This window comes from Ravibacter arvi (assembly GCF_039540405.1).
GTDB lineage: Bacteria > Bacteroidota > Bacteroidia > Cytophagales > Spirosomataceae > Ravibacter > Ravibacter arvi.
Genome location: NZ_BAABEY010000002.1, coordinates 365,302 through 391,291 on the forward strand (window position 1 = coordinate 365,302; position 25,990 = coordinate 391,291).

The window sequence follows — 25,990 nt, forward strand, 5'->3', positions numbered from 1 at the left end:
AGGTGTGAGGTTTGAGGTGTGAGGTTTGGGGTTTGGGGTTGAAGTCGGCTATCGAAAATCAGAAATCAGCTTCATTTGCTTAGATCCCATCCCCTCACACCTCACACCTCACAACTCATACCTAACCCCTCAAAAATAGCTATTTCCATTTTTTTTAGTGCTATTCTTTCCCTGCATTGACATAGTTTTGAATGATTTTTAATTCGAGACCCTATGACCCATTCTGCAATTTATGTGGTAGGCAGTTCCAACACCGATATGGTTGTGAAGGCCGACAAGCTGCCAAGTCCCGGCGAAACGGTAATCGGCGGCGATTTCCTGATGAATCCCGGTGGAAAAGGGGCCAACCAGGCAGTTGCCGCTGCACGGCTCGGCGGCCAGGTTTATTTTGTCGGAAAAACCGGCAATGATCTTTTCGGGAAACAGGCGATCCAGCAATTCAAACGGGAGAATATCCGTATAGAACACGTGGCTACCGACCCCAAACTTCCTTCCGGCGTAGCTCTCATTAACGTAGATGCGCACGGGGAAAACTCCATCTCGGTAGCGCCGGGCGCCAATGCAGCGCTTACGGTGGCAGACGTGCAGCACGCGCTCAATCAATTGAAAAAGGGCGACACGGTACTCATCCAACTGGAAATCCCGGTAGAGGTGGTGCACCACGTTGTGCGGGAGAGCGAAGCGCTGGGCGCAAGGGTAATCCTGAACCCTGCGCCGGCACAGCCTATGCCCGAAACAACCCTTGGCCGGCTATTCCTGATTACCCCCAATGAAACGGAAGCGGGGCTGCTCACCGGAATCAAGGTACATGACTCAGCATCTGCAGCAAAGGCGGCCCATCAGCTAAGATCAACCGGTTGCCGGAACGTGGTGATTACAATGGGCCCGAAAGGTGCTTACGTGAAATCGGATGACCACGAGTGCATCATTCCGGCCATCCCGGTGTCGGCGGTAGACACCACTGCGGCCGGTGATTGCTTCAACGGCGCACTGGCTGTTGCCCTCTCCGAAGGCCAGGATCTCCTTTCTGCCGCCCGTTTTGCCGCAAAAGCCGCAGCGATAAGCGTCACGCGCATGGGGGCACAGAGCTCATTGCCCACCCGGAAAGAATTGGAAGCTATCACTTTGTCTACATCGTCCGATTTCCCTGTTGCCTAACCTTACAACTGAAGCCGTATCATGTTTATTGTCGAAGAATACCCCGTCGCTATTTTCTGCTGCCTGATCACGATGCTGTGCTGGGGCTCCTGGGCCAACACCCAAAAGCTGGTTAAAGACAACTGGCGGTTTGAGCTTTTTTACTGGGATTATGTAATCGGCATCTTCCTGTTTTCCCTGCTCGGCGCATTCACGCTGGGAAGCATCGGCGAGGCCGGCCGGCCCTTCATGGAAGACCTGGCCCAGGCAGAAGCAGCTAATATCAGAAGTGCTTTCATCGGCGGCATCGTTTTCAACCTGGCCAATATTCTCCTGACCGCTGCCATTGCTTCTGCCGGTATGGCCGTTGCATTCCCCATAGGAATCGGCCTGGCGCTGGTGATCGGGGTGGTCATTAACTACATTTTGCTGAGCAAAGGAGATCCTACCCTTCTGTTTACCGGGGTAGCTTTGGTAACGCTTGCAATTGTACTCAACGCACTGGCTTACGGGAAGCTCCAGGCGCCGGGCTTGAAAAAATCGGTTGGAAAATGGGTGGGGGTTTCGGTAGTCGCGGGTATTCTGATGTCGACCTTCTACCCGTTCGTTGCAGCCGGGATGGACCTTGAAAATTTTATAGCGCCGGCAACAGGCAAAATGACCCCATATACCGCATTCGTTATTTTTTCAGCCGGCATCCTGGCAAGCAACCTGCTGTTTAACAGCTACCTGATGCGGAAGCCGCTGGAAGGACCGCCTATTTCCTACCGGGAGTATTTCAACGGGCCTGCCGGGGCGCACCTGGTAGGCTTACTCGGCGGCTGTATCTGGGGGCTGGGCAACCTGCTGAACCTGATTGCCGCGGGTAAAGCCGGGCCCGCAATTTCCTATGGCCTCGGACAGGGCGCCACCCTGGTGGCCGCACTTTGGGGGGTGTTGGTCTGGAAAGAATTCAAAGGCGGCAATGCCGCTGTCAAACCGCTTATTTTCCTCATGTTTGTGGCATTTTTGTGTGGCTTAGGCATCATTATCCTTGCCGGCGAGTAATATTTATAAGGTTTTTATCGAATCCGACACACCCGTTACGGGACTTAACTTTTTACAACATGCAATTCAAACGTATTTCCCTCGGCTGCCTGGTTACCCTGGGCCTGCTGAATGCCTGCGGGCCGTCGTCCAACTCCAGTGCGGCAAAAGAAACGCCGTCAGCTGTTCCGGTTATCCTGGATACGGACATCGGCCCCGACTATGACGACGTAGGGGCAATGGCCGTCCTGCATGCATTGGCCGACAGCGGATACGCGATGCCGGTGGCAGTAGTCGCCAGCAACGCAAACGAATTTACCGTGCCCGTCATCGACGTGCTCAATACTTATTTCGGCAGGCCGCATCTGCCAACCGGCGGCCCCAAAAGTGCGGGGGCACCCAATATGACCTCACCGCAGGGATGGCCGCAGCTACTGGTGGAGAAATACCCGCATCAGGCGCAGCCGGGCGCCGAAGTGCCTGATGCTACCAGGACCTATCGCGAGGTACTGGCCCTCCAGCCTGACACCAGCGTTACCATCATCACCGTGGGCTTCCTGACGAACCTGGCTAATCTCCTGGAGTCTCCGCCTGATGCCGCCAGCCCGCTTTCGGGAAAAGAGCTGATCGGAAAGAAAGTTAAAAGGCTGGTTTCTATGGCCGGCAAATTCCCGGAAGGGCGGGAGTACAATGTTTTTGTGGATTCTACGGCATCCGAAAAGGTATTCGGACAATGGCCTACCGAAATTATTTTCAGTGGCTTCGAGATCGGCCGGGACGTTATCACGGGGCTTCCCCTTATCAATGACGCGACGGTAGATTCTCCCGTTAAAGCGGCTTACGCGAAAGCAATTGCTTTTTCTAAATCGGACAGCGCAGGTAGAAACAGTTGGGACCAGACCGCGGTACTGGTTGCCATTAAAGGGGCATCTCCTTATTACGATCTTCAAAAAGGGCGCTATGTAGCAAAGGGCGGGAACAACAGCTGGGTGAACGATCCGGCCGGCCCCCATGCCTACCTGGTCCCGCGCATGCCGGTGCCGCAGGTGACGGCGCTGATCGAAGCTTTGATGCACCACCAGAAGAAGTAAACAAGCCTCGCAAAAAAGCCCCGGGTGAAAGATTCACCCGGGGCTTTTTTATAATGCATTTTTTCAGACGGTTATCTCCCGAACAACCTCGCCCAAAAGCCTTTCGCCTTTTTACCGACTTCACCGGCGGCTTCAGCAGCGTTGTCTTTCAGGTGATCGAAACCTTCCGCAGCCTCCCTTGAAAGTTCAGCGGCTTTTGCTTTTGCTGCGGCCAGCTTCTCTGCAGCTTCCTCTTTCAGTTCTTCCAATTCTTCTGCTGCTTTCGCTTTCAGCTCACCCGCTTTTTCTTTCGCTTCGTCAAATTTTTCCGAGGCCTCTTCTTTCAGGTCGTCAAACTTTTCCGATGCTTTTGCAGCCAGCTCATTTGCTTTGGCCCTGGCTTCCGCCATTTTTTCGGATGCATCTTCTTTAAGATCTGCCAGTTTTCCGGAGGCTGCAGCCGACAACTCGCTCGCTTTTTCCTTCGCCTCGTCAAATTTTTCAGAAGCTTCGTCCTTCAGATCAGAGAACTTCTCTCCTATTGCCTCGCGCGCATTCTGAAGCTTGTCTGCGGCGTCGTCTTTCAAATCTGCGAGCTTATCCGCTACACCGGCTGCTGCGCCGGCGGCGCCTGCTTTTATTTCTGCTGCTTTTTCTCCAAGTGAGTCTTTTGCGGCTTCTGCTTCGGCTTTCAAAGCCCCTGCCTTTTCTTCAACTGATTCTTTCGCCTCGGCAGCGAGGTCTTGAAGCGTATCAGCCGCGCTTTCCTTCGCCTGGGCCGCTTCAGCCTTTAATTCATCTACCTTTTCTTCCACCGCCTCTTTTACTTCGGAAGCTTTTTCGGCCAGCTCCTCTTTCTTCGCCGCACTAACTTCTTCAGCTTTTTCAACCGCATTTTTTACTTCTGCTTCAGCTTGATCAGCTGCCTCTTCCAATTTGTTCTTTGCTTGCTCCGCCAGGGAGTCGTCTTCATTGACCGGGGTGTTTTGATTGTCAGACATATTGTAAAATGGTTAGAGTGCAATGGAATAATTTAGTTGGATGGGCGGCCTGCTACAGGCATCTGCCTCCCGGCGCGCGTATGCAGCGCAGCTGCTATTTCAGCTGATAGGCCACAACACTGTTTTTGGCGAATGTCGGCACATACACGATTTTTTTCTTGGCATCATACCCGATGTCAGCCGAGTTGGTGGACGAACCACGGGTATCCAGCAACTGCGTTACTTCGCCTTTGGCCGTTACATAGTACACCACACCTGCCCAGCAGGAAACGATATACTCTCCCGGTTTGACTTCCTCGATACCGTCGGTACTTTTTTCCATGCCTTCGGCGAGTTTCACCGCCTTTTTGTCTTTCCCTACCCGGTACAATGCACCGGCGTCCAGGACAAGCAGGTCACTCCCCAGCGCAAGCACGCCATTGGGGCGCTCGGCGCTTACGAAATAAACCGAAGAAGCATCATTTTTGATGAGATGGATGTTTTTCGTCTGCGAATCCGATACATACACATTGCCGGCTTTATCAACGGTCACATCGTTCAGGAATTTGGCGTCCGGAACTTTAATTTTACTTAAGATCTTACCGGATTTGATGTCGGCGACGACTACTTCATCCAGATCGGCTATGTACAATTTCCCCTTGTACTTCCCAAGCCCTTTCGGTGCGTTAAGGCCGGTAATCCAATCCAGGTTTTTAACTTTTCCGTCGGGTGTCAGGACAGCAATTCCGCCTTTCCCGTCTCTTTCCCCGCCCTTGCCATCGATTTGCGACACATACAATACCTTCTGATCTCCGTCGTACAATACTGATTCGGGAACCTGTATAATCGATTCGGTTTCCCATAGTTTTTCCAGTGAATGTTGCCCGGTTACATCAGTTGCGGACAGCGCGGCAACGATTGCCGGCAGGGCCCAATATTTGTAAAGTCTCATAGTTTGCTCCGAATGGTTTGAGTGTTAAGAACTTAAAACTATCTGTTTTGCTCAATAAATAAAACTGTTAACCGAAATTTAATCGCTAATCCCTGTAGGAAAACATCTGTTCTTACAGCCGGTTATTTGAGAATCGGCGCAAGATCTTTTTCATTTTCCGCAAGCCAGGCGGTGATCTCCTCTACGATCTGCTTAATCCCGATGGCAGGCTCCCAGCCGGTGCGCTGCGTAACCCTGGTATTGTCGGTAACATAGAGACGTATATCCGCAGTCCGGGTCTCAGGTACCGATTTAACCGGGATTATGTTCCCGGTCACTTCCTGGCAAATGGCGGTCAGCTCGCGAAGTGAGGCGCTGGAATTCCAGCCGCCGCCGGCATTGAAAATCTCGCCGTTTACCTGATCCAGGTGATGAAGCTGCCAGTCGACCAACCTGAAGAGATCCGCTACGTGCAGCATGTCCCTGAGCTGTTTCCCTGTGCCGCCGTACCCGAAGTAGCCGAGCTCCTGTTTGAAAAAATGTTTGGCGATCCAGAGAACCATCACCCCCTGATCCACCTTCCCCATTTGCCAGGGGCCGGTAATCACGCCGAAACGGTCTATTACCGTTTTCAAACCATAAAATTCATTGTATTCCTGTATGATCAGCTCCGAAGCCAGCTTGGTAGTGCCATAAAGAGAACGTGCTCCATTCAGCGGGAAGTCTTCAGCGATACCTTTTGCCGAAACACCGGCGACCGGCTGCTGGTCGCTGAGTACGAACCTGGTTTCCTGCTCCTCGAAATTAAGGGTTTCGATGGTTTTGATCGGGTATACGCGGCTGGTCGATAAAAAAATAAAATTGGCCTTGTGTTTCAGGCTGAAGTTCAAACAGTTGATCGTGCCGACCAGGTTGGTATTGATCAGGTAGTCGGGGGTGCCGTTCAGGCCGGCCAGCACCGAAGGCTCTGCCGATGCCTCTATGACGGCGTCTACAGCAGGAATGGCGTCAAAATCCTCCTTGTTCCGGATATCGCCGTGAATGAATTCGACGCCCACCTCCTTCAACCTTTTCAGATTCAGCTCGGAACCGCGGCGTTTCAGGTTGTCCAGCGCAAAGACTTTGTAGGTGGGGTAAGTCGTCTTCAAAGCTATTGCAAGAGAAGACCCCACAAAGCCTGCTCCACCGGTAATTAGTATGTTCATGTGCAATTAAATTGTAGCAGGATAACCTGCCGGCTGATTGAAAAAAATAGAAAAGCAAAAATAAGTCATCCCGGGCATTATACGCGTTTCAACGCAACTTTCCTGAAAGGTCGTATCACCAGCGGCACTTTTTCAATTTTGACGGAGCTGCTGTCCAGTCCAAACCACTTGTCTTCGGGTGTTGTAATTGATTTGATCGCGAAGTAAGATTTCATGACAATCTGCTCGAGCAGCGGAAGGTCATTTTCATAGGAAAGAAACCGCTCCAACACTACAAATCTGAAGTCCCCGGTGAGGTTTTGCTTATTGAGCGATTCGTACCTGCTGGTAATGTCCACCTCCTTGTTTTTAACCAGGTCTTCCACGACGGTCCGGAAATACAGGTTGATCCGTTGTTCCACCCGGAAACCAAGCCTGAATGTCACTTTTACCACGTCGTTGGGGACAATAGAGTCAACTTTGTATTCCATTGTATAGGGATCGTCGAGCGTGTCCACGTGCACAAACCAATAGATGTCCGCCCGCTTGGGCCGTTTCTGGAAAATGGAATAGATAACTTTGTTTTCAATTTCATTGCGGCGCGAGGCATTGGTCATAAACACCAGGTGCGTTGTGTATTTGGGAATACTGATGTCGTCGCTCAGTTCCTTCAGGGGCGTAAGGTGCTCATCCAGGCGCGTGAACTCGGTCAGTCGCAGTTTGATGTAGTAGGCCCGGAGCCAGATGACCATAATGGCGGCAAGAGAAAGCGCGAGTAGCAGCGAAAACCAGCCTCCATGCGTAAATTTGGTCAGGTTGGCCAGCAGGAAGGCACCCTCAATAAATATGTAGGTAGTGAAGAAAAGCGCGATCAGCCACTTTTTGACATGCTTCACATAGAGATAGAATGAAAACAGCAGCGTATTCATGACCATCGTCATGGTGATAGCCAGGCCGTAGGCGGCCTCCATTTTTGAAGACTGCCGGAAGTACAGCACCACGATCAGGCAGCCCGCGTAAAGGAGCCAGTTGATACTGGGGACATAGAGCTGACCTTTCTCGGTACTGGGATACAACAGCTTTACTTTCGGCCAGAAATTGAGGCGAATCGCTTCCGAGATCAGGGTATAGGAACCGGTGATCATCGCCTGGCTTGCGATAACGGCTGCCGCGGTTGCAATAAAAATGCCTGGCCACAGAAACCATTCCGGCATGATCTCGAAAATAGGTTTTCTTCCGTCGAGCCGCTGCCCCTGGTGGGCAATCAACCAGGCCCCCTGCCCGAAATAGTTCAGCAGGAGCATGGTTTTTACAAACACCCAGCTCCCCCTGATATTACCGCGTCCGCAATGGCCAAGGTCTGAATAAAGCGCTTCCGCCCCGGTCGTACAGAGAAAAATAGCACCCAGCAACCAGAAAGAACGGGGCGTAGTGGTCAGGAAATGGTAGGCATAATAGGGATTCAGCGCTTTAAGCACGGTGGGATCGGATGCCACGTACATGGCGCCGAAAATACCGAGAACCGAAAACCAAATCAGCATGATCGGGCCGAAGGCCCTTCCTACGACGCCCGTGCCGAACGCCTGCAGCAAAAACAGGAAAGTAAGAATGGAGATAATAATGGGCAGCGTATTCAACCCGGGGAACTTGATGTTGAGCCCCTCTACGGCCGAGGCTACGGAGATCGGCGGAGTAATGACACCGTCGGCGAGCATGGCGCAGGCGCCCAGAATTGCCGGCACGGTCAGCCACCCGGCGCGCCTGCGAATCAACGCGAAAAGGGTAAGAATTCCCCCTTCCCCCTTGTTGTCCGCCCGGATGACAAAGGTTACGTACTTGACGGTTGTCAGCAAAGTAAGCGTCCAGACCACACAGGAAAGCGCGCCGATCACCTGCTCTTCGACGATCCTGTTGGAGCCGAAAATGGCAGGCATCACATAGAGTGGAGAGGTCCCGATATCGCCATAGATAATGCCAATAGCGATGAGCATCCCCCCGGTGGTGACACGGTCAATGTCTTTACGTTCCATTTTTCTTTAGTAAAACGAGCGAAATTTATGCAAGTGCATCACAAAAACACCAAGTTCTGTAATCTTTAATTTTTTTCAGGCAGGCGGGTGAAGCCTGAAATGCGCGGTTTTTCCGGCGCCGGATCACAATCAATCTGCGGCGGGTTCGTTTTATAGGCGGACAATTTCCCGGGAACGATTCAGGTTCTTTTGTTAATTTTACAGGCAATAATCCGGAATCTATGCAACCGGGTTCCTTTGAAGCAAGACCATGAAAATCCGACTATTTTTTTTTGCAGCGTTATTGAGCACGGGCCTTACCGGGTGCGACTGGTTTGGCAACAGCCCCGATTTCGATGACGACTTTATCCCCTACACCATAAGGGCCGGCAACCACGAGGCTGAAAATACGACGGCCGCGATTAAAATATCGAACGCAAAAAAGCTGGATTTCCAGGCGATTTTTGACGAGTCGGCCCGATATGAGACCATTGACCCGGGTAATAAGTATGACATCAACAAACTGATGGGGTTCAGCGACTGCAACCAGCATCACCATGGAGCCAGCGCCCGGTTGGGGTGGAACTGGATGGAAGGCGAAGTCCGCATTTATACCTATGTGTACGCCAACGGGGTCAGGATCCCTGAAAAACTCATGGGAGTGGCGCAAATCGGGAAAATACACCGCTACAAAATTGAAATCACGGAAGACTCCCAGGGAAACAGCGTATACAAATTTACCATGGATGACCACGTAGAACTGGTACCACGCGAGTGTACCGGCGGTGGCATTCTCCCCTCCTACCGCCTTTTCCCCTATTTTGGCGGTGATGAAACCGCTCCTCATGACATCAAAATAAAAGTTCGTTTTCTTTAACCGGGCGGGCCACGTGCCGGTTGCCGGATTGCCGCTACAGAAAATCATTGACGGCCCCTGCGGGCGAACCATTTCGTAATTTTGTAAACTAAGCTTAATTTTGGCGAAGGTTTACACCGGATTCTTACATGCAACATTCTTTCACCGAAGAAAACTACTTAAAAATAATCCACACGCTTTCCGGTAAAGACGGGCTGGAGGTGAGCACAAGCGCCATCGCCGAAAGCACCGCTACCAAAGCCGCTTCGGTGACCGATATGCTAAAAAAGCTCGCTGAAAAAGGGTTTATTCACTACAAAAGGTACCAGGGCGTTACCCTGACGCCGATGGGTGAAAACCTGGCTTTGAAAGTGATCCGGAAGCACCGGCTCTGGGAGGCGTTCCTGGTTGACAAACTGGGTTTCGGCTGGGACGAAGTCCATGAAATTGCGGAAGAGCTGGAGCACATTTCTTCCGATCTGCTGGTAGAGCGGCTTGACGCCTACCTGAATTATCCCCGTTTCGACCCTCACGGCGATCCGATCCCGGATGCAAAAGGAAACATGCCCGAGCCCGGCTATGTGATGCTTTCAGAACTAAAAAAGGGCCAGAAGGCTACGTTGACGGGCGTACTGGATCATTCGCAGGCTTTTCTGCAATATCTTGACAGTGCCGATCTGAACCTGGGCACGGGCCTGGAGGTGCTGGACATCAATGCCTATGACCATTCGTACCTGCTGCAGATTGACAACGGGAAGAACTGTTTTGTTTCCAGCCAGGTAGCCCGGCATTTGCTGGTTCAACCTTAATCTGCCCGGACTGATGAAACCCAGGATCCTCGACAAATACCTGATAAAAAACCTGCTGATTACGTATGTTTTCGCGTCGCTGATGATCACCCTGATCATTTGCATGATCGACTATACCGAGAACCTGGATGACTTCATCAAGCGCAAAGCGCCTGCAAAAGAGATCATTTTTGACTATTACTTTAACCTAATCCCCTACTGGATCAATTTCCTGAGCCCGCTGATGGTGTTTATTGCCACGGTGTTTTTCACTTCGCGAATAGCAGCCCGCACTGAAATTGTGGCGATGTTGAGCACCGGGATCAGTTTCGGAAGGATCATCCTCCCCTACCTCGTCGGCGCCTTTTTCCTGAGCGTCATTTCCTTTTACGTGGTGGGCTGGGTGCTTCCCAAAGCCAACACCGTCAAGAACAAATTTGCCGTAACTTACCTCAAAGACCAGTTTTACTTTTCCGACCGCAACGTACACCTGACAATCGCACCGGACGTATATGCGTACATGGAAAGCTACAACAATGTCAGCATGACCGGCAACAAGTTTACGCTTGAAACCATCCGGGGAAACCGTCTGATGCAGAAGCTTTCGGCCGAAAAGATCGAATGGAACCCCAAGACGGAAAAGTGGAAGCTTCAGAATTATAAGGTCCGTACGCTCGCCGACATGGGTGAGCAGCTCACCTACGGCGTAGAAATGGATACTACGCTGAACCTGAAGCCCAAGGACTTCGAAAATACCTACAAACTTTTTGAAACCTTTACCCTACCGGAGCTGAACGACCATATCGATCTGCTGATCAGCAGGGGTTCGGACGGTCTGGAAGTGTACCAGATTGAAAAATATACCCGTTTTACGCAGCCGTTCGCTATTATGATCCTGACGGCCATAGGCGTAATTGTGTCGGCGCGGAAAAGCCGCCGCGGAATCGGGCTTCAGATTGCGCTCGGTTTTTTCCTGGCGTTTGCTTACATACTTTTTTACCTACTGTCAAAAGGGATCGCCGAAACGGGGAACATCAACACGCTATTGGCGGTATGGCTGCCCAACATCATCTTTTCCCTGATCGGCATTATTCTTTATAAAACGCTTCCCCGATGAATGGGTCTCCCACTTTGTTTTCATATCTGAAATTACATTTCCTGGTGGCAATCTGGAGTCTGACGGCCATTTTGGGCGCGGTGATTTCGGTGTCGCCTGTTGCGTTGGTTTTTTACCGTACCTTCCTGTCGGCCATTGTGCTCTCCGGCGTTCTTTATTTCCGAAAGGAATTGCGGAATATGGGCCCGAAATCTACTTTGATCCTCTTTGGAACGGGTGCGTTGCTGGCCCTTCACTGGATGCTGTTTTTCCTGTCGGCAAGAATCTCAACGGTGAGCGTGTGCCTGGCGGGCATGTCAACTTCTTCACTATGGACCAGCATCCTGGAGCCGCTGGTATACAAAAGGCCGGTCAAACCGCGTGATGTGTTCTTCGGATTCCTGGCTATGATCGGGCTCTACATCATTTTTAAGTTCGAGTTCAATCATTTTGCCGGGCTGGTTACGTCGCTGCTGGCCGCGCTGGTAGCCTCCATGTTTGTGGTTGCCAATAGCCGGCTCGTCAAAAAATATGATGCCGTGGTGATAACCGGGTATGAAATGGTGGGAGCGGCCATTTTTTCGGCCGTGGTATTGCTGGCCTTCCAGCTGTCCCCCTGGGGCGCCGGCCAGCCATTTTTACCTGCTCCGGGCGACTGGCCGTACCTGCTGGTCCTGACCCTGCTTTGTACCGTTTACGGTTATTCACTGGCTGCCAGTCTCATGAAAACATTCACCGCCTTTATGATGAACCTGACCGTCAACATGGAGCCCATTTATGGAATCGCCATGGCCGTATGGATCTTTGGCGAGAAAGAAAGAATGACCGGCGGTTTTTACCTGGGTACCTTCGTTATCCTGCTTTCCGTGTTGCTCTACCCCCTCTGGGTTCGTTTTGAGAAACGCGGTTCCACTACCGGTTCCTAAAAACAAATGGGGTTTTTAGGCCGTTGAGCGTGGTTTTCTTTGCGTTGCCCCCAATTTCTATTAGTTTTGACTAGTTGATTGACCATAGTTAGATGACTGTATTCTTTAGAAAACCCATCTGGGAGTCCGTTGCCGGTATCGGCCTGGCTCTGCTGATGCTTTTCCCGCTGGTGCATCTCGGAATGCACAACCATGCCTCTGCCGCTGACGATTACTGCTATATCGATACTGTTTTCAAGTATGGCTGGTTCGGGGCAATGGAGGCCAACTATACCGGGTGGACCGGCCGGTATTTCGGCATCCTTCTCAACCATTCCAATCCCCTTCTTTTTCATTGGTTCGCCGGCTTCAAATGGATGCCGGTGCTGGTATATGCAGGCCTGCTGTACGCCTTTTATCTCCTGATCAGGAAACTGAACCCGAACCCCGGCGTGCTGGTCAATACGGGGTTGACATCAGTGCTGTTTTTTCTTTTTGTTTTAAAGATTCCGAGTATTCTCGAAGCCTTTTTCTGGACCGCTGCCGTAGCGAACTATACAGTTTCCATAGTCTTTATTATTCTCTGGCTGGCGGTGGCTATTCAATACAGCACGCCAACGGCTGCTTTTGCCGGCGGCGGATCTCCGTGGCAGAGGAAAATACAGCTGTTTCTGCTTTTCTTTTTTGTTTTTGCTATCAACGGCGGAAGTGAAAACCTGGTATTGGTGATCATGATCCTGATTTCGGCCTGGTTTGGGTATGAATTGCTGTTCCGGAGAAAGTTTCATAGACTGAGCTTTTTCCTGTTGCTCTGGGGGATATTCACCGCCCTGCTTTCTTTTCTTTCCGTAGGCAACAATGTCCGGCTGGAGGGTAATCCACACAGCAAAAACTTCCTTTTTGCGTTGGTAGAAACCCTGAAATTCACGCCGCAGCTTTTAAAAGACTGGATTTTGAGCCCCTCCCTGCTGGTTTTCACCCTGCTGTGGCTGTTTGCGCTCCCGGGTTTTGTAAAGATGAAAAACGGTGGATTTAACCCGCTTTTCGATGTGAACCCGGTTTACAGCATGCTCGTTGCCATTGCCGTCTATGCTTCCCAGATATTCCCGTCGTATTACGGTATCGGCATTTTCCCTTCGCCGAGAATGATTAATTGTGCGTACCTGTTTTTCCTGCTGGGCTGGTTTTATAACCTGGGTGTGGTCTATACTTTCCTGGCTAAAAACAAGATTATAGCACCGGAACGGTTCCCGGTATTTCCATTTGCGCTGAAACCGGTATTGCTGGCGGTTGTGCTTTGGCATTTTGCAAACTCGGCCAATCCACGCCTGATGTACCGGGAACTCCGGGACGGCTCAGCGGCGGAATTTGACCGGGAAATGACCGCAAGAACCGACCTTATGATGCATTCCACCGCCGATACACTTTACCTGCAACCGCTTTCCGTACATCCCGAGACGTTGTTCCTGGAGGATATTAAGCCCGACCCGAAACATCTCTGGAACCGGTGTATGGCCGGTTATTTCGGAAAAAAAGCCATTTATCTCGTTGAGACCGGGCCACATGCTACACCAAAATAAATCGTGGGAAAACGCCCTGGTAATGGCTCCGGCCGTAATTTGGCTGGCGGTCATCGCGGTGTTTTCCGTAGATATTCCCTGGTTTGACGACTTTGATCCTTTCGCCGATTTTCTCAGGAAATGGACAAGGGCCGGGAGCCTTTCAGAAAAAACAAGGCTGCTTTTTCAGCCCAACAACGAGCACAGAATGGTGCCGGCCAAGTTGCTTACGCTCCTGTACTTCTGGATTTCCGGCAAGCTTAATTTTGTATTTCTGCAGGCTTGCGGGGCCTGCTTTACACTGGCCACCTTCTGGCTGCTTTACAGGATGTTCCGGAAGTTGAACCTGGCTTCGATTTACTTCCTGCCCGTTTCCCTGCTGCTTTTCCAGTTCCAGTTCTACCTGATTTTCCTTTGGTCCATCTGCAGCCTGCAGCACCAGACTTCCGTATTTTTCATGGTGGCGGCCATGTACCTGCTGGCTAACCGGAAATTCTCCTGGGCAATAGCCGCCGCTTTTTGTGCCAACTATTCATTTGGAAGCGGTATGTTCGTATGGCCGGCGGGTTTCATCGTTCTGCTGCTTCGGCACGACTGGAAGCCGCTTGTTATCTGGTCGCTGGCCGGCGCAACCGGCATCTTTTTCTACCTTCACGGTATGCCCGCACAGGGTAATGACAGCGGAATCGCTTACTTTATCGAACACCCCTACATGCCGTTGCTGGGTATCCCGGCCTTCCTGGGCGGACTTTTCGATCTTTTTGCGAAAAGCAACCCGATTACCTTCAGAACCGCGCTGCCGGTGGCAGCCGGTACGGCTATGATCGGCTTTGCCCTGGCCTGGTATTCCGGGCTGGTATTACCCTTTTTGCAGACGTACCTGAAAGGTTTGATAAAAATACCGGCAGTTGTTCTACGGATCAAAAAACAACTGGAAACCGACCGGGTGTACACGGATTTCGTTACGGGGATCCTTTCATTTTCATTTGTCAACGGAATCATCATCGGGTTTCTGCGGCCTCGTTTCGGCTTCGATGTGCTGATGGTAAGCAACTACAAACTGTATCCCGCTCTTTTTATGATCGGGTGCTACCTCGCGCTACTGGCATTGCGGTTGAAAAGGCCCGTTTTTCTCAGCACTTTCCGGGCAATTACGGTAGTCAGTGCCGCAATTTGGCTGCTCAGCGCTTTTTACCAGCTTCCCCACATTGCTGAAAGAAGAAAATACCTGTTGATCAACGCCTACAACCAGGAACACAATGCCTTCGGACTGGGCTTTGAAAAAGGTTCAGCCGCGGGGAAATACACCGACACCCTGGTGAAAGATTTGGCACGTGCGGACATTTATCATTTCCCTGATACCTATGCCGGGTACTTCGAATTGATGAAAACAACACAAGCCGTTTTTGATAGCCAAGCGGTGTCGCTACGGACAGAATCTGACCAGGTAAACTTCCATCTTTTTCTGGAGAATTCGCCGTATAAACTGCGTTTTAACGACGGTTTCTATGCTTTTGTACGCCACAACGGCGAGATCGAGCTATTCAAATTCGAGCAGTCGGCTTACCAGGGAAAAAACCGGTTGCGGCAATTTGAAAGGGTGAAACATACGGCCCTCCCGCTGGACCTGGTAAAAAACAGGGCAGCCCAAATCGGTATATTGCAACTTGAAGCGGGCAAAGTTACCTGCGGCCTGATCAGCGATGAGGCCGTAAAACAGGCCTTAAACAAGGATGTGAATGAAAATAGTATTTTTGCAAAAAAATAAAAAGGCTTGAAAAATCCACAGATTTCAATTGTCGCTCCGCTCTACAATGAAGCCGAGACTTTCCCCCACCTGGTAGCCAGGCTCAACCGGCTGATGGAAAGCTCTCCTCTTTCCATTGAGGTCGTGCTGATTGATGATGGCAGTCGCGACGCGACGCCGGACATGATCAGGCAAATTGCGCTTACGGACGAAAGGTACCACGGCGTATTTTTGTCAAGGAACCATGGCCACCAACTGGCGCTGTCTGCCGGGATTTCAGCCGCGCTCGGTAGCGAAGGGCTCTTCATTATCGACGGAGACCTCCAGGACCCCCCGGAGCTGCTGCCCGAGTTTTATAAACTGATGAAAGAAGGGAATGACGTGGTGTATGCTGTGCGGAAAAAACGCAAGGAAGGGCTGGTGAAAAGAACGGGGTATTTCCTGTTTTACCGGTTTTTGAAGTCGATTTCCTATATTGACATCCCGCTGGACAGCGGCGATTTTGCGCTGGTGAGCCGACGAGTGGCCGACGTCATGAAAAAAATGCCGGAAGAAAGCCGTTACCTCAGGGGCATGCGCTCCTGGATAGGCTTCAAGCAAGTGGGCTATGCTTACGAGCGCGACGAACGGGCGGCTGGCGAGTCCAAGTACAGCTTCAAGCAGCTTTTCAGGCTGGCCTACAACGGCATTTTCAATTTCAGCGAATTCCCGATCAAATTTATGACCAATATGGGCGGGTTGAGCATCCTGATCGCCCTGTTGTATTTCATTACCGTTTTGGTGAAGAAATTCTTTTTCACCCAGATTATCGAAGGTTTTACAGCGTTGCTGTTCGTGATCATCCTGTTCAGCGGTGTACAATTGTTTGCGCTCGGGATTATCGGGGAGTATGTGCTGCGTATCTTCTTCCAGTCCAAGCAGCGGCCGCTTTTTATCATTAAGGAAGAAATTGTAAACTGCGATTACCAGAAGCCGGATGCTGTTTAACAATATACAATTTGTCATTTTTTTTATCGTAGTCACCATCGCCTATTTCAATTTACCCTGGCGTGGGCGCTGGATATTACTTTTACTGGCAAGTTGCTATTTCTACATGGTTTTCAAACCGGTCTTTATCCTGATCCTGTTTGCGACCATTGTAATCGACTACTACGCGGGTATCTGGCTGGAGAAAACGACTGATCCCGGGCGGAAAAAACTACTGCTGATTATCAGCCTGGTATCCAACATCGGGATACTGGCCTTTTTTAAATATTATGATTTCCTGGGCGATTCGCTCAACGAAATCACGCAATCCCTATTTTCCCGCAACGTGGTGCCGCCCCTCCCCCGCCTTCTGCCCGAGCCCGTCGCAGAATGGTTCCTGACCGGCAACGGCAAGGTGCTGTTGCCCATAGGGTTGTCGTTTCATACCTTCCAGGCCATGAGCTATACGATAGAGGTTTACAGGGGCAACCATCCGGCAGAAAGGAATTTCGGCATTTACGCGCTGTATGTGATGTTCTATCCACAGCTGGTGGCAGGGCCTATTGAGCGCCCGCAGAACATGCTTTTCCAGTTTCACCAGTATTTTGAATTCGACTTCGAAAAACTGAAATCCGGTTTGATGCTGATGGCGTTCGGCATGTTCAAAAAAGTAGTGATTGCCGATCGCCTTTCGATGGTTGTGGATCATGCTTATGCACGGCCGGAAGAAATGAACGGGCTTTCGCTCCTGGTGGCCACCATGTTTTATTCGTTCCAGATCTATTGCGACTTTTCAGGGTATTCGGATATCGCCATCGGTTCGGCCCGGGTAATGGGCTTCAAGCTGATGGAAAACTTCAGATCGCCCTATGAATCTGCGACCATTTCGGAATTCTGGTCAAGGTGGCATATTTCACTTTCTTCCTGGTTCCGGGATTATATCTACATTCCGCTCGGGGGCAACCGGAAAGGCGAGGCACGCCGACAGCTTAACCTGTTCACGGTATTCCTGGTAAGCGGCCTGTGGCACGGCGCCAGCTGGAATTTTGTCATCTGGGGAGCATTGCACGGCATTTTCAGCATTGGCGGCGAGTGGTACCGGAAACTGCTCAAAAAAGCGGGACTCCTGTTTCCCGGCAACCGGGCAGTCCGGGCCTGGAACGTGTTGCTTACCTTCCTGCTCGTTACGCTCGCCTGGGTATTTTTCCGGAATGTAAAAGCCCCGGTAGAGAGGGCTTTGATGATCCTTAAAAAAATATTTACGCTGTCGTTCGGCGATCCGCTGCAAACGCCGTTCAATGCCACAGAAATGTGGTTCTGCGTACTGCTGATTGTAGTGCTCCTCGTAAAAGAGCGATACTACCTGCAGATTCCCACTAAAAATACCGCGAGGTCTGTCGCGCTGTTTTCGGCGCTGGTCGTGCTGATCATGTTCTTCGGCATATTTGGGTCCAACCAGTTTATTTATTTCCAGTTTTAAAAGAGCCGGAACGCGCCACGGACCGCAACTATATCAACCGGGACATGTGAAAAACCTGGCAATACCTGCTATTTTTGTGTTTTTACGAATTGAAGCCGGATTATGAGCGTTGTACCATACAAAGACAAAGAGTCGTCGAAGCGGGAGCAGGTAGAGGAAATGTTCGACAATATTTCCCCCAAATATGATTTACTCAATCACCTTTTGAGCGGCGGAGTAGATTTGTACTGGCGGAAAAAAGCAATCTCACTCCTCAAAAAGCGGCCCAACCGCGTTATTCTTGATGTGGCCACCGGTACCGGTGACTTCGCACTGGAAGCGCTGAAACTGAATCCGGAAAAGATAATCGGCGTTGACATTTCGGAAGGGATGCTGCGGGTCGGTGAGGAAAAGATCAGGAAAGGCGGTCACCAGGACATTATTTCCTTCAGGAAAGCGGCTTCCGAAAGTCTGCCGTTTGAGGACAATTATTTTGACGCCGTTATCGTTTCGTTTGGAGTACGTAATTTCGATAATCTTGAAAAAGGACTTAGTGAGATGCATCGTGTAATGAAGCCGGCGGGTACCTGCATCGTAATGGAGTTTTCCAAGCCGAAGGCCTTCCCCTTCAAGCAGCTTTACTATTTCTATTTTAAAAGGATATTGCCGCTGATCGGGCGGCTCATTTCGAAAGACACCTCCGCATATACCTATCTGCCCGATTCCGTCCAGGCTTTTCCCGACGGGAATGATTTCCTGGCTATTCTCGGAAGATCAGGCTTTACCCAAACGAAATGTATACAGTTAACATTCGGCATCTGTTCAATTTACATCGGTCACAAGTAATTCAGCTTACGCTGCTCGGGGTTCTTCTGGTTGGTTGTGCTGAAAATGCCGGCGCTCAGGGACAGGGCTATGTGAGAAAACACCTTGAATTTTACGACGATAAGCCTGTTCATTTCGGCTTCCTGTTTGCGATGCCGGTTAACCGCTATGTCGTAAGGACTTCGGATGCCTACGTGTCGGACACGACGGTGGCGCTTTTTTCGCCGGTAACGACTGCCTTCCGCATGGGTTTTACGATCAGCAAGGTACTGTCCGAGCATTTCGACATCCGCACCACCCCGTCTGTGACGCTGTATGGCCGCACCCTGACCTACCAGTACGCCAACTCGAAGCGCGACAAGATCAGGGAGTCTACCTGGGTAGAGGTGCCCTTGCTGCTGAAGTACAAATCCAAACGCCGGGTGAATACGCGGATGTACCTGATCGGCGGGGTTACCTTCGGTTTCGAAACCAACGTGAAAAACAAGATCCGTTTTGGCGCAGACCAGCTCAATACCAATAAATCGGACATTACCCTTGACTATGGCGTCGGCTTGGAGCGCTTCTTCGAGTTTTTCAAATTTGCGCCGGAGCTGCGTTTTTCCCACGGTCTGATCAATATGGTGCCATCGACCGGCATGCAAACCACGCCTGGTATTGAGCGACTTACTACGCACGCGGTTTCGATTTACCTGAATTTCGAATAAAAAAGCAAAAAAAGAATCACGAAAACTTGCGTTTTAAGACGCAAACGGCAATATTTGCACACCTAAAAACAAAAAGGGAGTTTAGCTCAGTTGGTTCAGAGCATCTGCCTTACAAGCAGAGGGTCGGGGGTTCGAATCCCTCAACTCCCACCAGTTGAAAATCAAGGAGTTACATGAAAATGTGACTCCTTTTTTTGTGTGGAGTAAAACATCAGTTGATAGACAAGAAGTACTTTAACGACAGACAACCCGAGAGCGCATCAGGACAGCTATCGGGTGGAGAAATAACGGGCAGGAAGAGACGAAGGGCAGAGACCGGGAACGACATTAATCGTTAGGTGTCTAATTTGCCCACATACAGTCGATAGGTACTGCCCAAAGGTTTTCACCGAATGGCAAAATCTCTTCTCCGGCATACAAAATGATACCTGTTACCGTGCTTTTTTTTACCAGATTTTCCCTGAACCATACTATATGTTTGAAATCGGTCTTTTTGACTGTAATGCCGGACTTTACTTCGATGGCTAACAGGTTGCGATCATCGCGCTCAACGAGGAAATCTATTTCTCGTTTGTCATGATCTCTGTACTGATAGAGATAATAACTTTCTGCTGCTGCGTCTATCTCGGAAGCAAGCTGACAAAAGACAAATGTTTCGAAGGCTTTGCCCGCTTTGTCCGCGTCATCAATAAAGTCAGAAGGCCTCCATCCCAGTAAAGCTGTCATCATGCCTGTGTCGGCCATAAAGAGTTTGGATTGCTTGCCAAGCCGGTCATAATCAGTTTTTCGCCACGCCGGAACAGCTTCGACGATATAAAATGCCTGCAATGCGCTGATGTAGCTGGCCAGTGTGCGTCTATCAGCGGAAAGCCCGGAGCCAATAGAGGAAATATCCATGAATTTGGAAGACCACGCAGCCAGTACTCTCACCAGGTCTTTCATGACTTCCGTATGCCGGATATTGGCAATATCATTCAAATCATGCTCGATCAAAGCATCTACATAGTCGATATGCCAGTTCCTACGGACTTTGCCCCCCATTCTCAGCGCTTCGGGAAAGCCCCCCTGAAATATTGCTTCGACCAAGTCATTTCGATTGCTTTTGATTGTTGGTCGCCGAAATTTTTGCTCAAAAGCCTGTTCCAGGAAAAGTGGATTACTTCCAGCAATCTCTCCTTGCGAAAGAGGCCTAAGCCGTATCTTTCCCAATCTTCCGGCCAAAGACTCCTGTACCGTTGGCAAATTCAGAATATTGGCTGAACCGGTAATAAGGAATTGTCCCGGCCTGTTGTCCTGGTCGACGACTTTCTTAATAGCGGGGAGCAAATCGGGAACCTTTTGCACCTCGTCAATAATAAGCGTGGCTCCCGCAGGGGCAAACTCGACAAAAAGATGAGGGTCGTTTTCGGCCGCCTGCCTCACAGCCAAATCGTCGAGCGTACGATATGCGTTGCGACCGGAAACGAGCTTGCGGGCTAATGTCGTTTTTCCACATTGACGAGGCCCCGTCAAAACTACTGCCCTGCGGGATGTTAGCGCTTGCTCAAGGTTGGATTTTTGCCATCTCGGATAGTCGGTCATGAGGGTACGGCCTTGTTTTGAGTGTCAATTACCAGTATGATTCCGTAAAAATATACATTGTATATCCGAGTATTTGTACATTACAAGTTCGTAAACTTACACATTAGATTTGATGAAACAAAAAATAAAAGGAGAGTGCCGTGCGCAATACATACCAGGCTGAAGCTCACTCGTCACGGCCTTGAGACCTTTCAATAAAGGAATCGCCCGGTTGTTTTATATATTGCTGGTTTTCAATTGTTTAATGATATCCAGAAACGTTAAAAAGCCAACTAGGTGTTCGACCTCAATCCCCTCATCCCCACCTTGGGGGATCTCAGACAGAGACCCCTCTTTTTTTTCGTAAATCAACAAGCTCTTCTCCCTCATTTCATCTCTATCCATTTTCCGGGCAGCCATCTGTCTCGCAGGTCTGGATCGTCCCCGACCGACTAATCAATAATCATCGGCAACTATCTGTTCACACAAATTTTTCATTACATTTCGCAATATTTCTAAAACCGCCTGCCCCTTGGTATTCAGAATAGCCGAAACACACGCAAGCGAATAAACAATTGTCTTAAAGCACGTTATCTTTCTTAGAAAGTCAACCCCTACAGATGTTTCCCAACTGTAAAAGAAGCTTTGGATTTAATCCCGGCAAAAAAATCGGACTGTTGGCCATCGTACCGTTTTTGATTTTGATGGTATGGTTTGGGCTTAAAACTCTGCAGATTCAGTCTCCCTATCAAAGCTTCGCTGACGGACATATTGCGCTACAGCTAAGTAAAGGATGGATGGAGGGCAGACCACTGCTGTACGACACCTACTACGGATACCACGATAAGATACACAACTACTTTTTCATTCTTCTGCTAGGACCGGTTACGTGGCTGACCGGCATATACGGCCTTTTCGGAGCATACGTTCTTTTGACAGGACTCTTGTTTTATCGAATCTGCCTCACCATCGCCGGATGGCGCGACCGACGCACGATATGGATTACACTCATACTCTTCGGACTCGGCCCTTTGGCTTATTTTGTATTTATTGATGTCTTCGGCTGGCATCCCGAACAATACTATTTCCCCCTGATGGGATTTTCGGCTTTGTTTATTGCGAAAAAAAAATGGATCCCTGCAGGCATATTCCTTTTTCTAACGGCAACAATAAAGGAGTCCGCACCGATATTGATCTGTGGGCTGTTGCTATTTGTTTCTATCACAGCTTCTCTTCTCGACAATCCCAATATCTCCTTACGACAACTACTTCTTTCTAAACGCAATATCTTCCTTGTCACGGTTTCAGTCTTTATTTTTTTGGCAGGAATGGCTTTGCTATCGTATAAAAGTGCAGGGCCAAGCCGCGTGATGACAGCTCTTCAAGTACTTACAGAAGTACAGCCAGTGGAGCTGATCAACTACCTGCTCAAGTTTATGCTGGCGCTTGTTCTCTTCTACGCTATTCTGATTCTTCCGTTTATTCCTATCCTGAAAAAACTCGAAGGGGGCCACTGGCTGTCTTTTTTCCTTGCCTTCTACCTATCGGTGCTTGGCATAGCGTTCTTTATCGAGGGGTTAATTTATTTCCCCGATTTTGATGGCGGACTACCCTACCCGACCAGGGCCGGGAGCATACTGGCATTTTTCTTCAGCTGCTACCTCTACCTCGCCATTCGCACAGCCGCCTTCCGGGAGCCGGTTTCGCTTTCCTATCCTATGTGGGGTGCTATCTTCCAGTTGACTTTCAGTGCCTTTCTGGTGTTTCACAGCTGGCCGATCATAGAGACCAGAAAAGACCTTGGCAAGATACTCTATCGTGTGTTGTCGTTCAGCGGCAGCGATAACCCAACGGATGCAGACCGGCGGTTGCTCAAAAAAATCGCTTCGAAACTCCCCAGAGGGGCTGAGGTAGTGGCCCCGGAACAATACCTTTCTATTTTTCACAAATCCTACGGTGCCAGACCCGAACGCCAGGAATGGCTTCTCGGACAACCCGCAGTCTATGTTTGCGGTCATCAACCCGATCAATCATCAACCGCCGACTGCGAAGTACCTGAAACAAACTATATACTTCTCAAAGGGAACCACATTCACATTTGGATCAACGAGTTATGGGAAAGCCGATTGACGAATTTACCGGAATAGAAAGAGAAAAATGGATCAGGCGTAATACCTATTATTACCGCTACCTGGTCACGTACCTGAAGTACTTCATCCCTGCGGATTCTTCTATTTTACAAATCGGAAGTGACACGGGCTACTTGCTGGAGGCACTCCATCCGCGACTAGGGGTAGGCGTGACAAATTCGGCTTCTCAATTGGACTATGCGAGAGAATATCGCCCCAACAACACCTACTATCTCTCCGAACCGGAGAATTTTAGCGTGGAAGGAACTTTTGATTTTGTTCTGATCAGTGACAGTGTAGGTAGTTTCTATGATGTTCAGAAGGTATTTGAACGTATCGGTAACCATTGTGACGACAAGACGAGGGTTGTCATTACGACAACCAATTTTCTCTGGTACCCCTTCCTCAACCTGGCGGAGGCCATTGGTCTCAAGATGCCTCAAAAAAAGCAAAATTGGCTGGATCAAAACGACATTATCAACCTCCTGACGCTTACTGGCTTCGAAATTGTTTCCAAATCCAGAAACCTGATTGCGCCACTTTACCTCCCGCTGCTTTCGAATATCCTGAATGCATTTGTCGGTCCGCTTCCGCTCGTCAACAAGTTGGGGCTGGTCAACTTTATGACAGCGAGAAAAATCCCTGAAAATCACAGCCGGATAGCCGAAAAATCAGTAAGTGTAATCATTCCGGCAAGAAATGAAAAAGGCAATATCGAGTCACTGATTCTACGAACGCCTAAAATGGGAAGCCATACAGAGATTGTCTTTGTGGAAGGAAACTCTACAGACGAAACCTGGGCAGAAATTCAAAAAATGGGTAAAAAATACCTGGACACACACGACATCAAATGGACGCAACAAGAAGGAAAAGGAAAGGGTGATGCCGTCAGAAAAGGATTTGCGCATGCCAGCGGTGAGATTTTGATGATTCTGGATGCCGACATGACCGTGCCTCCGGAGGACTTGCCGAAGTTTTACCGGGCGATAGCCTCCGGAAGGGGCGAATACATCAACGGCACTCGGTTAGTGTATCCTTTGGAAAACGAAGCTATGAGATCGTTGAACCTGATAGGCAATAAGTTTTTCAGCCTGGCATTTTCATGGATACTCGGTCAGCCCCTCAAAGACACCCTTTGCGGGACCAAGGTAATTAGCGCAGAAAACTATCAGAAGCTAAGCAAAAACCGTCATTACTTCGGCAACTTCGACCCCTTTGGAGATTTCGACCTCATTTTCGGAGCATCTAAACTTCAGCTAAAAATAGTAGAGGTGCCGATCAGGTACAGGGCCAGAACTTATGGAGACACTAATATATCGAGATTTCGGCACGGGTGGATATTACTCAAAATGACATTTTTTGCCCTACAAAAAATCAAATTCATCCCACTCAGAAGCTAACTAACGTGAATTCGGTTTAAGCGTCTGTAATGAATAGTTGATTAGATTCCATCCAATCGATATTGAGAGAGGGCTTTTTAGGGAAAAGCAGTAGGTAGTCAACGCTGATAACATATTCATTATAAACCCATTAATACTTCTGCGTCCGGTGTGTTCTACCAGACACATATTTTTAAGCTCATCATTGACCGATTCTATGATGGTCCTTTTTCTGAGTAGTATTTTATCTCGTAGTTCCATGATATGTCCTTTCATGTTCTTTTTGAGTTGGTGAACAGCTGTATTCCGTTGCCAAACAACATTTGCGAGAGTGCTTTGGAGATACCCTTTATCGGCATACATTTTCCAGAAAAGTTCTTCGGTCATCTTCTTGATATGTTTCGGGTTACGATCATCAACATTCCCTTCGGTCAGGTAAAATGACCGCAGCCTGTATTTCCGCCGGGGCCATGATTTGCGTAAAGCGGTAGGATTTCCGAAAGACCGCATTTCGTTCCTCTTCATTATTCGCGTATTACCAGTTGACGGTGATTGATAGTTAAAAATATCACCACGAATTACCGCTCAATAAACATTTCAAGATTTAATTGTATTATAAAAAAGCAAAAGTTATATTTCCGACGAGACCCTTTTGTATTACTTGAATTATTTTCTTTTGTCATTAGCAGCTACCCTCCGTCGTCATGTATGCTTAGTTCGCGCCATACAACCGCCTTTTGTTTATCCATCCAGAGAAAAATTGTTCGAACTTGTAAGAGAAGAAGGCTTTAAGGACTATTCCGAAAGTTCTTTCGAGCGTGACAAAAAGGATATTAGTGAGCAATATGCTGTTGATATTAAATACAATAAGCGACGAAACGGCTACTATATTAACATTAACCAAGACGACGAAGATATTACCGATTTCACTGCATTTCTAGATCTGCTGGAACGTCGCGAACGGGTAGAGTTTGTCAATCAGACGTTGACAGGCGCACGTGAGATTGGGCGCTATTTGCAATTAGAAAGAAATCCGAATTTTTCAGGTATCAGACATTTACGCATTCTCTGGGACGCCTTGCGTGGGCAACGCGTCATATCTTTTTTGTACCAAACGTACAATGCAATTTCGGTGCCTGTCCGCACGCGTTTGATAGAGCCAGGGTTATTATTTGAATATAGAAACCGTTGGTACCTGGATGGGTGGGATATCGAAAAAAAGCAAGTGCGGACTTTTGGGTTGGACCGAATGACCGAGCTTCAACTGACAGACCAACATATTGCTCAAAATCGCAACCATCAATACCGCGCTATGCGCCAACATGCGATTGGCGTTAATTCAGCACCTGGTGCTGAGCCAGTGCGAGTGGTACTACGAGTTATCCCATTACAAGCTAATTACTTACGGTCGCTTCCGATACATCCTTCTCAGCGGGAGCTCCCGCAGGTATGTTCTGAATATGTTGATTTCGAAGTGTTTGTATCCTTAAATATGGAGTTACAAATCGAAATCCTCGGGCTTGGAGAAATGGTGGAGGTGCTTGAGCCTGAGGAATTACGTGAACGAATTAAGGAGCGGATTGCGAAGGCGGCACTGAAATACTAGCATTTTCTCATCTATTTTTTTATGACTCCCAGAATTTGGGAGTCATGTCCTCCAATCTTTGATCCATCAAA

22 protein-coding genes and 1 tRNA gene are annotated in these 25,990 nt (G+C 49.3%); 17 read left to right on the plus strand and 6 right to left on the minus strand.

Annotated features, from left to right (window positions below; genetic code table 11):
• Positions 1-213: 213 nt before the first annotated feature.
• Genes rbsK through ABD852_RS02985 form a run of 3 tightly spaced genes read left to right on the plus strand, consistent with a single transcriptional unit; the run spans position 214 to position 3,254 of the window.
• Entirely contained in the window at positions 214-1,158 is a 945-nt protein-coding gene (gene rbsK / locus ABD852_RS02975; RefSeq protein ID WP_345026529.1) for a ribokinase, read from the plus strand.
• 21 nt (positions 1,159-1,179) lie between these two features.
• On the plus strand, positions 1,180-2,184 hold the full coding sequence (locus ABD852_RS02980) for a GRP family sugar transporter (RefSeq protein WP_345026530.1): 1,005 nt from the start codon (positions 1,180-1,182) through the stop codon (positions 2,182-2,184).
• A gap of 59 nt (positions 2,185-2,243) precedes the next feature.
• Positions 2,244-3,254, plus strand: coding sequence for a nucleoside hydrolase (locus ABD852_RS02985; protein ID WP_345026531.1), 1,011 nt, complete (start codon positions 2,244-2,246; stop codon positions 3,252-3,254).
• A 71-nt stretch (positions 3,255-3,325) separates the two neighbouring features.
• Here the strand turns inward: ABD852_RS02985 and ABD852_RS02990 are convergent, their stop codons facing one another.
• From ABD852_RS02990 to ABD852_RS03005, 4 genes are all read right to left on the minus strand, one after another.
• On the minus strand, positions 3,326-4,234 hold the full coding sequence (locus ABD852_RS02990; RefSeq protein ID WP_345026532.1) for a hypothetical protein: 909 nt from the start codon (positions 4,232-4,234) through the stop codon (positions 3,326-3,328).
• 94 nt (positions 4,235-4,328) lie between these two features.
• Positions 4,329-5,165 carry an SMP-30/gluconolactonase/LRE family protein gene (locus ABD852_RS02995; protein ID WP_345026533.1) on the minus strand — a complete coding sequence of 279 codons (837 nt, stop codon included), beginning with the start codon at positions 5,163-5,165 and terminating at the stop codon, positions 4,329-4,331.
• 122 nt (positions 5,166-5,287) lie between these two features.
• The gene (locus ABD852_RS03000) at positions 5,288-6,349 is read right to left on the minus strand and encodes an NAD-dependent epimerase/dehydratase family protein (protein ID WP_345026534.1); all 1,062 of its coding nucleotides are present in this window, start codon (positions 6,347-6,349) and stop codon (positions 5,288-5,290) included.
• A gap of 77 nt (positions 6,350-6,426) precedes the next feature.
• Complete coding sequence (locus tag ABD852_RS03005; RefSeq protein WP_345026535.1) at positions 6,427-8,358, minus strand: KUP/HAK/KT family potassium transporter; 1,932 nt, start codon at positions 8,356-8,358, stop codon at positions 6,427-6,429.
• Between the two features lie 250 nt (positions 8,359-8,608).
• Between ABD852_RS03005 and ABD852_RS03010 the strand changes: the two genes are divergently transcribed.
• The 11 genes from ABD852_RS03010 (at position 8,609) to ABD852_RS03060 (ending at position 19,398) form a co-directional block, all read left to right on the plus strand.
• On the plus strand, positions 8,609-9,214 hold the full coding sequence (locus ABD852_RS03010) for a hypothetical protein (protein ID WP_345026536.1): 606 nt from the start codon (positions 8,609-8,611) through the stop codon (positions 9,212-9,214).
• A 128-nt stretch (positions 9,215-9,342) separates the two neighbouring features.
• Positions 9,343-10,002 (plus strand): metal-dependent transcriptional regulator, encoded by a 660-nt coding sequence (locus ABD852_RS03015; protein WP_345026537.1) that lies wholly within the window; start codon positions 9,343-9,345, stop codon positions 10,000-10,002.
• A 13-nt stretch (positions 10,003-10,015) separates the two neighbouring features.
• Positions 10,016-11,098: an LptF/LptG family permease gene (locus ABD852_RS03020; protein WP_345026538.1), complete on the plus strand. Its 1,083-nt coding sequence runs from the start codon at positions 10,016-10,018 to the stop codon at positions 11,096-11,098.
• Positions 11,095-12,003: a DMT family transporter gene (locus ABD852_RS03025; RefSeq protein WP_345026539.1), complete on the plus strand. Its 909-nt coding sequence runs from the start codon at positions 11,095-11,097 to the stop codon at positions 12,001-12,003. The genes ABD852_RS03020 and ABD852_RS03025 overlap by 4 nt, the downstream gene beginning before the upstream one ends.
• A 92-nt stretch (positions 12,004-12,095) precedes the next feature.
• Positions 12,096-13,562, plus strand: a complete 1,467-nt coding sequence (locus ABD852_RS03030; protein ID WP_345026540.1) for a DUF6056 family protein — start codon at positions 12,096-12,098, stop codon at positions 13,560-13,562.
• A complete protein-coding gene (locus ABD852_RS03035) occupies positions 13,546-15,309 on the plus strand; it encodes a hypothetical protein (protein WP_345026541.1) in 1,764 nt (587 codons plus the stop codon). Before ABD852_RS03030 ends, ABD852_RS03035 begins: the two co-directional genes overlap by 17 nt.
• A gap of 6 nt (positions 15,310-15,315) precedes the next feature.
• Positions 15,316-16,275 carry a glycosyltransferase family 2 protein gene (locus tag ABD852_RS03040; protein WP_345026542.1) on the plus strand — a complete coding sequence of 320 codons (960 nt, stop codon included), beginning with the start codon at positions 15,316-15,318 and terminating at the stop codon, positions 16,273-16,275.
• Positions 16,265-17,734 (plus strand): MBOAT family O-acyltransferase, encoded by a 1,470-nt coding sequence (locus ABD852_RS03045; protein ID WP_345026543.1) that lies wholly within the window; start codon positions 16,265-16,267, stop codon positions 17,732-17,734. Before ABD852_RS03040 ends, ABD852_RS03045 begins: the two co-directional genes overlap by 11 nt.
• Before the next feature lie 102 nt (positions 17,735-17,836).
• Entirely contained in the window at positions 17,837-18,559 is a 723-nt protein-coding gene (gene ubiE, locus ABD852_RS03050) for a bifunctional demethylmenaquinone methyltransferase/2-methoxy-6-polyprenyl-1,4-benzoquinol methylase UbiE (RefSeq protein WP_345026544.1), read from the plus strand.
• Entirely contained in the window at positions 18,508-19,245 is a 738-nt protein-coding gene (gene porT / locus ABD852_RS03055; protein WP_345026545.1) for a type IX secretion/gliding motility protein PorT/SprT, read from the plus strand. Before ubiE ends, porT begins: the two co-directional genes overlap by 52 nt.
• Before the next feature lie 75 nt (positions 19,246-19,320).
• Positions 19,321-19,398, plus strand: a tRNA-Val gene (locus ABD852_RS03060).
• A 189-nt stretch (positions 19,399-19,587) separates the two neighbouring features.
• Here ABD852_RS03060 and ABD852_RS03065 read toward each other — a convergent pair.
• Positions 19,588-20,826 (minus strand): ATP-binding protein, encoded by a 1,239-nt coding sequence (locus ABD852_RS03065; RefSeq protein ID WP_345026546.1) that lies wholly within the window; start codon positions 20,824-20,826, stop codon positions 19,588-19,590.
• Between the two features lie 599 nt (positions 20,827-21,425).
• Here ABD852_RS03065 and ABD852_RS03070 point away from each other — a divergent pair.
• Together ABD852_RS03070 and ABD852_RS03075 are read left to right on the plus strand one after the other, a co-directional pair.
• The gene (locus ABD852_RS03070) at positions 21,426-22,952 is read left to right on the plus strand and encodes a glycosyltransferase family protein (protein ID WP_345026547.1); all 1,527 of its coding nucleotides are present in this window, start codon (positions 21,426-21,428) and stop codon (positions 22,950-22,952) included.
• A complete protein-coding gene (locus ABD852_RS03075; protein WP_345026548.1) occupies positions 22,919-24,334 on the plus strand; it encodes a glycosyltransferase in 1,416 nt (471 codons plus the stop codon). Before ABD852_RS03070 ends, ABD852_RS03075 begins: the two co-directional genes overlap by 34 nt.
• Here the strand turns inward: ABD852_RS03075 and ABD852_RS23030 are convergent, their stop codons facing one another.
• Entirely contained in the window at positions 24,335-24,838 is a 504-nt protein-coding gene (locus tag ABD852_RS23030) for a transposase (protein WP_425568754.1), read from the minus strand. It lies immediately after the preceding gene.
• A 136-nt stretch (positions 24,839-24,974) separates the two neighbouring features.
• Between ABD852_RS23030 and ABD852_RS03080 the strand changes: the two genes are divergently transcribed.
• The gene (locus tag ABD852_RS03080; protein ID WP_345026549.1) at positions 24,975-25,919 is read left to right on the plus strand and encodes a helix-turn-helix transcriptional regulator; all 945 of its coding nucleotides are present in this window, start codon (positions 24,975-24,977) and stop codon (positions 25,917-25,919) included.
• The last annotated feature ends 71 nt before the right edge of the window (positions 25,920-25,990 follow it).

Coding starts and splice junctions, on each gene's coding strand:
- rbsK (WP_345026529.1), top strand. CDS start 214: ATGACCCATTCTGCAATTTATGTGGTAGGCAGTTCCAACACCGATATG.
- ABD852_RS02980 (WP_345026530.1), top strand. CDS start 1,180: ATGTTTATTGTCGAAGAATACCCCGTCGCTATTTTCTGCTGCCTGATC.
- ABD852_RS02985 (WP_345026531.1), top strand. CDS start 2,244: ATGCAATTCAAACGTATTTCCCTCGGCTGCCTGGTTACCCTGGGCCTG.
- ABD852_RS02990 (WP_345026532.1), bottom strand. CDS start 4,234: ATGTCTGACAATCAAAACACCCCGGTCAATGAAGACGACTCCCTGGCG.
- ABD852_RS02995 (WP_345026533.1), bottom strand. CDS start 5,165: ATGAGACTTTACAAATATTGGGCCCTGCCGGCAATCGTTGCCGCGCTG.
- ABD852_RS03000 (WP_345026534.1), bottom strand. CDS start 6,349: ATGAACATACTAATTACCGGTGGAGCAGGCTTTGTGGGGTCTTCTCTT.
- ABD852_RS03005 (WP_345026535.1), bottom strand. CDS start 8,358: ATGGAACGTAAAGACATTGACCGTGTCACCACCGGGGGGATGCTCATC.
- ABD852_RS03010 (WP_345026536.1), top strand. CDS start 8,609: ATGAAAATCCGACTATTTTTTTTTGCAGCGTTATTGAGCACGGGCCTT.
- ABD852_RS03015 (WP_345026537.1), top strand. CDS start 9,343: ATGCAACATTCTTTCACCGAAGAAAACTACTTAAAAATAATCCACACG.
- ABD852_RS03020 (WP_345026538.1), top strand. CDS start 10,016: ATGAAACCCAGGATCCTCGACAAATACCTGATAAAAAACCTGCTGATT.
- ABD852_RS03025 (WP_345026539.1), top strand. CDS start 11,095: ATGAATGGGTCTCCCACTTTGTTTTCATATCTGAAATTACATTTCCTG.
- ABD852_RS03030 (WP_345026540.1), top strand. CDS start 12,096: ATGACTGTATTCTTTAGAAAACCCATCTGGGAGTCCGTTGCCGGTATC.
- ABD852_RS03035 (WP_345026541.1), top strand. CDS start 13,546: ATGCTACACCAAAATAAATCGTGGGAAAACGCCCTGGTAATGGCTCCG.
- ABD852_RS03045 (WP_345026543.1), top strand. CDS start 16,265: ATGCTGTTTAACAATATACAATTTGTCATTTTTTTTATCGTAGTCACC.
- ubiE (WP_345026544.1), top strand. CDS start 17,837: ATGAGCGTTGTACCATACAAAGACAAAGAGTCGTCGAAGCGGGAGCAG.
- porT (WP_345026545.1), top strand. CDS start 18,508: ATGTATACAGTTAACATTCGGCATCTGTTCAATTTACATCGGTCACAA.
- ABD852_RS03065 (WP_345026546.1), bottom strand. CDS start 20,826: ATGACCGACTATCCGAGATGGCAAAAATCCAACCTTGAGCAAGCGCTA.
- ABD852_RS03070 (WP_345026547.1), top strand. CDS start 21,426: ATGTTTCCCAACTGTAAAAGAAGCTTTGGATTTAATCCCGGCAAAAAA.
- ABD852_RS03075 (WP_345026548.1), top strand. CDS start 22,919: ATGGGAAAGCCGATTGACGAATTTACCGGAATAGAAAGAGAAAAATGG.
- ABD852_RS23030 (WP_425568754.1), bottom strand. CDS start 24,838: ATGAAGAGGAACGAAATGCGGTCTTTCGGAAATCCTACCGCTTTACGC.